1 protein-coding gene is annotated in these 8,455 nt (G+C 72.2%); it reads right to left on the reverse strand.

Annotated features, from left to right (window positions below):
• Window positions 1-8,455 (reverse strand): amino acid adenylation domain-containing protein (locus ACFY4A_RS41930; protein WP_390834577.1); only part of this gene is annotated, 8,455 nt, incomplete at both ends.

The raw sequence follows: 8,455 nt of genomic DNA on the forward strand, positions 1-8,455 counted from the left end.
GGCACTCCGGACCCACACCCCGACCGGCCAGCCAACTCGCCACCCGCCCCGCCCGGGCATCCAACTCCGCATACGTCAGCGTGACTTCCCCAGCGTCGATCACCGCCACGGCATCCGGCGTCCGCGCCGCCTGCTCCTCGAACAACCCCGCCAACGACACCCCCGGCACCGACCACGCCGTGTCGTTCCATCCCTCCACGACCTGCCGGCGTTCGTCGTCCTCGAGGATGTCGAGCCGACTCAGCGGGAGGTCCGGGTTCGCCGCCACCTGCCGCAGTACCTTGGCCAGCCGGTCGGCCAGGGCCTTCGCGGTGGCCTCGTCGAACAGGTCGGTGGCGTACAGGAGATCGCCGACGATCCCGGCGGGGGCGCCGTCCTCGTCGCGGCGTTCCGCCAGGGTGAGGGAGAGGTCGAACCGCGCGGCGGCGGTGTCGTCCGCCGGCATTGGCCGGACGTCGAGCCCGGGCAGGTCCCAGCCGGACCCGCCCTGGGGCAGGTTCTGCAGGACCAGCATGACCTGGAACAGAGGGTGCCGGGACAGCGAACGGGCCGGGTTCAGCTCCTCCACCAGCCGCTCGAACGGCACGTCCTGATGCGCGTACGCCGACAGGTCGGCCTCCCGCACCCGCTCCAGCAGCTCCGCGAACGTGGGATTGCCGCTGACATCGGTGCGCAGCACCAGGCTGTTCACGAAGAACCCGGCCAGATCGTCGAGCACGCTGTCGCCGCGCCCGGCGATCGCGGTGCCGATGGGAATGTCGGCGCCCGCACCGAGCCGGCTCAGCAGCATCGCCAGCGCCGCCTGGACCGCCATGAACATCGTCGCCGAGCCCTGCTGGGCGGCCTCCACCAGCCCCGAGTGGGCCTCGGGCTCGATCTCCACCCGGACCGAGCCGCCCTCGTAGGACGAGACCGCGGGCCGCGTCCGGTCCGCCGGAAGGGCCAGCTCCTCGGGCAGTTCGGCCAGGGCCTCTCGCCAGTACGCGACCTGGGAGCTGACCAGGCTGTCCGGGTCGTCGAGCTCGCCGAGGACCTCGCGCTGCCAGAGCGCGTAGTCGGCGTACTGGACCGGCAGCGGCGACCAGCCGAGTTCCGTGCCGTGCAGACGGGCCTCGAAGGCCGTCCGCAGATCCCGGGCCAGGACGCCCATCGACCAGCCGTCCACCGCGATGTGATGCGCCACCAGCACCAGCACCGCCTCGGTGTCGGACAGGACCAGCAGTTCGGTCCGCCACGGCAGATCGCGCGTCAGGTCGAAGCTTCCGCGCGCCGCCTCGGCCAGGGTCGCGGGGAGTTCGTCGTGCGCGACCCGGCGGATCCGCAGGGCCGTCCGGCCGGCGGCGCCCTCCAGGACCTGCTGCCGGGGAACGCCCTCGGTCTCCGGGAACGTCGTGCGCAGGATCTCGTGCCGGTCTGCCACATCGTGGAGAGCCGCTTCGAGCGCTTCGACGTTCAGTTCGCCGGACAGGCGCAGCGCCAGCGGCACGTTGTACCCGGCGCCCGCCCCGGCCTCCTCCATCCGGCTCAGGAACCACATCCGCTGCTGCCCGAACGACAGCGGCAGCACCTCGGGGCGCTCCCGGACGACGACACCGGCCCGGACTTCGGCCTGATCGCCCCCGACCAGCCGGGCCAGTTTGGCGACGGTCGGCGTGGCGAACAGTTCCCGGATGTTGATCTCGACGTCGAGCGCCGAGCGGATCTTGGCGATCAGCCGCATCGCCAGCAGCGAGTCACCGCCGAGCTCGAAGAACGAGCCGTCGGCACTCACCTGCTCCCGCTCCAGGCCCAGCACCTCGGCGAACAGCTCGCACAGCGCCACCTCAGCGGGCGTCGCCGGCGCACGGACCTCGCCGCCGGCGAGGTCCGGGGCGGGCAGCAGGGCCCGGTCCAGCTTCCCGTTCACGGTCATGGGCAGGGAGCCGAGGGCGACCACGGCGGCCGGGACCATGTAGTCGGGGAGCACCCCCGCCGCGTACTCCCGCAGCGCGTCGCCGTCGACCTCCTGCCCGGCCGGGACGACGTAGGCGACGAGCCGCTTGGCCCCCGGCTGGTCCTCGCGCACGATCACCGCGACCTGAGCGACGCTCTCGTGCGCGGCCAGCACCGCCTCTATCTCTCCCGGTTCGATCCGGAAACCTCGCAGCTTCACCTGGTCGTCGGCACGCCCCGCGAAGACCAGCTGACCGTCCGGCGTCCAGCGCGCCAGGTCCCCGGTCCGGTACATCCGCTCCGCCGAGCCACCACCGTACGGGCAGGCGACGAACCTCTCCGCCGTCAGGCTGGCCCGACCCGCGTAACCCCGCGCCAGACCGGCCCCGGCCACGTACAGCTCCCCGACGACTCCCGGCGCGACCGGACGCAGGAACTCGTCCAGCACGAACACCCGGCTGTTCCACACGGGGCCGCCGATGGGCACGGTCGCCCGGCCCGGCTCGGGGGTCAGCGCGCCGGACATCGTCGCGCAGACCGTCGTCTCGGTCGGCCCGTAGGCGTTGATCAGGTTCAGCCGTTCCGACCACGCGGTCACCAGGGACGGCGGGCAGGCCTCGCCCGCCACGACGACCGTCCCGACGGACGCGGGAATTTCCGCGGCGCCGGCCAGCACCGAGGGCGGCAGGGTCACGTGCGTGATTCCGTAGTCGCCGAGGACGTCTTCGAGCGGCCCGAAGGGCGGCATCCGGTCGGCCGGGGCGGTGACGAGGGCGGCCCCGGACGTCAGCGCCATGACCAGTTCCCATACCGAGGCGTCGAAGCCGAGCGCCGCGAACTGCAGCACCCGCGACCCCGGCCCGACCCCGAACCGGTCGATCTGGCTGCCGGACAGGCTGGCGAGACCGGCGTGGGTGACGACCACGCCCTTCGGAGTGCCGGTCGACCCGGACGTGTAGATGACATAGGCCGGATGTTCCGGGCGCAGCGGCGTCACCGGCGCGTTCACCGGACGGTCCGCGAGCTCCGCCACCGTGGCCGGGTCGTCCCACACCACCCGCTCGACGCCCTCGGCGACCAGGCCGTCGGTCCCGCTCGTACACAGCACCAGCGCGGGCGAGGCGTCGGCGAGCACGAACCCGATCCGCTCGGACGGGTAGTTCGGGTCCACCGGGATGAAGGCCGCGCCCGCCATCGACACGCCGAGCTGGGCCACGACCAGGTCGGCCGAGCGCTCCATCAGCACGCCGACCCGGTCCTCCGGGCCGACCCCCCGGCCGATCAGCCAGTGCGCCACCTGGTTGGCCCGGCGCTCCAGCTCCGCGTAGTCGAACGACTGCTCGCCGATCAGCGCCGGCGCGTCGGGGGTCCGCGCGGCCTGCGCCCGGAACAGCTCCGGGAGAGTAGCGGCGGGAATCGGCCGGGCGGAGTCGTTCCATTCCTCCAGGACCGTCCGCCGCTCGGTCCCGTCGAGCACGTCGACCTGGCTGATCCGGACCTCCGGGTCGGCCGCGATCTGCTCCAGGACTCGGGTCAGGCGGGCCGCCAGGGCCACGGCGGTCGACTCGTCGAACAGGTCCGTGGCGTACTGGAGGCTGCCGACGATCCCCGTGGGGGCTCCCTGCTCGTCGCGCAGCTCGGAGAGGTTGACCGAGAGGTCGAATCGGGCCGCCACGTTCTCGTCGGCGGGCATCGGTTCGATGCTCAGGCCCGGCACGTCCCACGGCGCCTCGCTCTGGGGCACGTTCTGCAGAATCAGCATGACCTGGAACAGAGGGTGCCGGGACAGCGAACGGGCCGGGTTCAGCTCCTCCACCAGCCGCTCGAACGGCACGTCCTGATGCGCGTACGCCGACAGGTCGGTCTCCCGTACCCGGGCCAGCAGCTCGGCGAAGGTCGGGTCGCCGCCCGCGTCCGTGCGCAGCACGAGGGTGTTGACGAAGAACCCGGCCAGATCGTCGAGCGCGCTGTCGCCGCGCCCGGCGATCGCGGTGCCGATGGGAATGTCGGCGCCCGCGCCGAGCCGGCTCAGCAGCACGGCCAGCGCCGCTTGGACGACCATGAACATGGTCGCCGAGTTCCGCTCGGCGACGTCCGTGAGCCCGGCATGCGCCCCGGTGTCCACCTGGACCCGGACCGACCGGCCCTGGAAGGAGGCGGCCGCGGGCCGCGCCCGGTCCGCCGGGAGCGGAGTCTCCTCCGGCAGGCCCGCCAGGGCCTCCCGCCAGTACCCGAGCTGGCCGCTGATCAGGCTCTCGGGGTCGTCCGGGTCGCCGAGGACCTCGTGCTGCCAGAGCGCGTAGTCGGCGTACTGGACCGGCAGCGGCGCCCAGTGCGGGGCCTCGCCGGCGTGGCGGGCCGTGTAGGCGGCCCAGAGGTCGCGGGCGAGGACGCCCATCGACCAGCCGTCGACGGCGATGTGATGGGCCACCAGGACGAGCACGTGCTCGGTGGCGGAGAGGGCGATGAGCTCGACGCGCCACGGAAGATCGGCGGACAGGTCGAATCCGCGGTTGCCGGCGGCGGCCATCAGGCCGGGCAGCTCGGTACGGGTCGCCTCGCGGACGCGGAGGGACGGGCGGGACTCGGGGCCGTCCAGGATGCGCTGCCGGGGAACGCCGCCGGTCTCGGTGAAGACCGTACGGAGCGTCTCGTGCCGGTCGGCGACGTCGTGCAGGGCCGCCTCGAAGGCCGGGACGTCCAGCTCGCCGGTCAGCCCCACGGACAGCGACACGTTGTAGGCCGCGCCCACTCCGGCTTCCTCAAGCCGGCTGAGGAACCACATCCGCTGCTGCCCGAACGACAGCGGCAGCACCTCGGGACGTTCCCGTACGACCACACCGGCCCTGACCTGGGCGCCCCGGTCGCTCTCCACCAGCCGGGCCATCGCGGCGACCGTCGGCGCACCGAACAGCTCCCGGATGTTGACCTCGGCGTTCAGCTCGGACCGGATCTTGGCGATGAGACGCATCGCGAGCAGCGAGTCGCCGCCGAGTTCGAAGAACGAGCCTTCGGCGCTCACCTGCTCCAGGCCGAGCACGTCGGCGAACAGCGCGCACAGCGCCTCCTCCGCGGGGGTCGCCGGCGCCCGTCCTTCCGTGGCGCCGAACTCGGGGACGGGGAGGGCGGCCCGGTCGAGCTTGCCGTTGACGGTGACGGGGAGGGTCTGCAGGGGGACGATCCCGGCGGGGACCATGTAGTCGGGGAGCTTGGCGGCGACGTAGGCCCCGAGCTGTTCGACGTCGGCGTCTTCGGCGGTCGGGACGACGTACGCGACGAGGCGCTTGGCGCCGGGCGGGCCCTCCCGGACGATCACGGCGACCTGAGCGACGCTCTCGTGCGCGGCCAGTACGGATTCGACTTCGGCGGGCTCGATGCGGAAGCCACGGATCTTCACCTGATCGTCGGCGCGGCCGCTGAAGCGAAGCTGGCCGTCCGGCGTCCAGCGGGCCAGGTCGCCGGTCCGGTACATCCGGTCTGCCGAGCCGCCGTACGGGCAGGCGACGAACCGCTCCGCCGTCAGCCCCGGCCGACCGTCGTAACCACGGGCCAGACCCGAACCGGCGACGTACAGCTCACCTACGACTCCCGGCGGCACGGGACGGAGGAACTCGTCCAGCACGTACGTGCGGGCGTTGTCCATCGGCCGGCCGATCGGCACACTCGCCGGTACGGCATCGCCGGCCGCGTACGGGATCTGCGTGGTGAACGCCGTCGTCTCGGTCGGCCCGTAGGTCGACCTGACAGTCAGCTCCGGGTGGGTCTCCAGCAGGCTGCGAATGGCCGACGCGGACACCACGTCACCACCGGTCGACACCTCACGCACACCGGCGAAGATCTCCGGCGACTCCTCCGCCAGCACACGGAACAGACCGGCCGTCGCGTGAACGTTGGTGATCGCATGCTCGGCGATCAGCCGACCCCGTTCGGCCGCGTCCTTCTCACCGTGCGGCAGCAGCACCAGCTGTCCGCCCCGGGTGAGCGGCACCCAGATCTCGTACGTCGAGGCGTCGAAAGCATGGTTCGCCTGGACCAGAACCCGCTCCACCACGTCATCACGCCAGCACCGGTCCGCGACGAAACTCGCCACGTTCCCATGCGTCACCGCCACGCCCTTCGGCCTGCCGGTCGACCCCGACGTGTACATCACATACGCCAAGCTCTCCGGCGACAGCGTCACGTCCAGCTCCGCCGGATCCGAGGACGCCTCGAACAGCTCTGCAACCGCCGTCGTCGCAACCCCCTCCAGCTCACGATCGGCCAGCACCAGCGACACACCGGCCTCAGCCACCACCGCACGCAACCGCTCCACCGGATGCTCACCGTCCAGCGGCACATACACCGCACCGACCTTCACCACACCCAGCAACACCGCCACCAGATCCGCAGACCGGTCCATCACCACACCGACCCGGCACTCCGAACCGAAGCCCTGCCCCGCCAGCCAGCCCGCCACCCGGTCCGCACGCTCGTCCAACTCCGCGTACGACAACGTGACGTCCCCCGACACCACCGCCACCGCACCCGGCGTCCGCGCCGCCTGCGCACCGAACAACTCAGGAAGTGTCCCCGCCGGAACCGGCCGAGCAGTGTCGTTCCACTCCCCGACGACCCTCCACTCCTCGTCCGGATCCAGCACGTGGAGCCCGCTGATCCGTACCCGCGGGTCCGCGGCCACCTGCTCCAGGACGTGTCGAAGGCGGTCGGCGAGGGCGCGGACGGTGTGCTGGTCGAACAGGTCGGTGGCGTACTGGACGGTGCCGCGGAGTCCTGCGGCGGCGCCCTGCGCGTCACGGAGTTCGTTCATGCCGATGGACAGGTCGAAGCGGCTCACGACCCGCTCGTCCGCCGGCATCGGCCGCACCCGCAGCCCGGGCAGGCCCCATGAAGCGTCCGTCTGGGCGTCGTTCTGCACCGCCAGCATGATCTGGAACAGCGGGTGCCGGGACAGTGAGCGGACGGGGTTGAGGTCCTCCACGAGGCGTTCGAACGGCACGTCCTGGTGGGCGTACGCGGCCAGGTCCGTTTCGCGGACCCGGGCGAGCAGCTCCTCGAACGTGGGGTCGCCGCCCGCGTCGGTGCGCAATACCAGGGTGTTGATGAAGAACCCGGCCAGCTCCTCAAGGGAGCTGTCGGCACGGCCGGCGATCGCCGTGCCCACGGGAATGTCGGTTCCCGCGCCGAGCCGGGCGAGCAGCATCGCCAGCGCCGCCTGGACCACCATGAACATCGTCGCCGAACCCTGCTGGGCGGCCTGCACCAGCCCCGCGTGGGCGTCCGCACCGACCTCGACCGTGACCTCCCCGCCGACGAACGAGGACTCCGCGGGCCGCGTCCGGTCGACCGGCAGGGCCAGCTCCTCGGGCAGTTCGGCCAGGGCCTCTCGCCAGTAGGCGACCTGGGCACTGATCAGGCTGTCGGGATCGTCCAGCTCGCCGAGGACCTCGCGCTGCCAGAGCGCGTAATCGGCGTACTGGACCGGCAGCGGCGACCAGCCGGGCTCCGTGCCGTCCAGACGGGCCTCGAAGGCCGTCCGCAGATCCCGGGCCAGGACGCCCATCGACCAGCCGTCCACCGCGATGTGATGCGCCACCAGCACCAACACGGACTCCGTGTCGGACTGCACCAACAGCTCGGTGCGCCAGGGCAGTTCGCGCGTCAGGTCGAACGACCTGCGCGCCACCTCGGCCACCACCGACGGCAGCTCCGCCGCAGCGACCTGCTGGACGTGCAGGACCGTCCGGCCGTCCGCGCCCTCAAGGACGTGCTGCCGGGGCACGCCCTCGGTCTCGGGGAACACCGTGCGCAGCGTCTCGTGCCGGTCGGCCACATCGTGCAGGGCCGCCTCAAGGGCCGCGACGTCCGGCTCACCTGTCAGTCCGAGCGCCAGCGCCACGTTGTACCAGGCGCCCGCCCCGGCCTCCTCCATCCGGTTCAGGAACCACATGCGCTGCTGCCCGAACGACAGCGGCAGCACCTCGGGACGTTCCCGTACGACCACGCCGGCCCTGACCTGGGCGCCCCGGTCGTCCTCCATGAGCCGTGCGATCCCCGCGACGGTCGGGGCGGCGAAGAACTCGGAGATGCTGATCTCCGCGTCGAGGGCGGCGCGGATCCTGGCGATCAGGCGCATCGCCAGCAGCGAGTCACCGCCGAGTTCGAAGAACGAATCCTCCGCGCCCGCCCGCTCCAGGCCCAGCACCTCCGCGAACAGGCCGCACAACGCCTCTTCCAGCTCCGTCTCCGGGCCCCGGCTCACCACCTCGCCCAACTCCGGCGCGGGCAGGGCGGCGCGATCGAGCTTGCCGTTGACGGTGACGGGCAGGGTCTCCAGCCGCGTGATCGCGGCGGGGACCATGTAGTCCGGCAGCTTGCCGGCGGCGTACTCCCGCAGCGACGCCGTGTCCAGCTCGCCGGTGGCCGGTACGACGTAGGCGACGAGGCGTTTGGTCCCCGGCTGGTCCTCGCGGACGATCACCGCGACCTGCCCGACGCTGTCGTGGCCCGCGAGCACCGCCTCGAT

Source organism: Streptomyces sp. NPDC001292, from assembly GCF_042896465.1.
Lineage (GTDB): Bacteria > Actinomycetota > Actinomycetes > Streptomycetales > Streptomycetaceae > Streptomyces.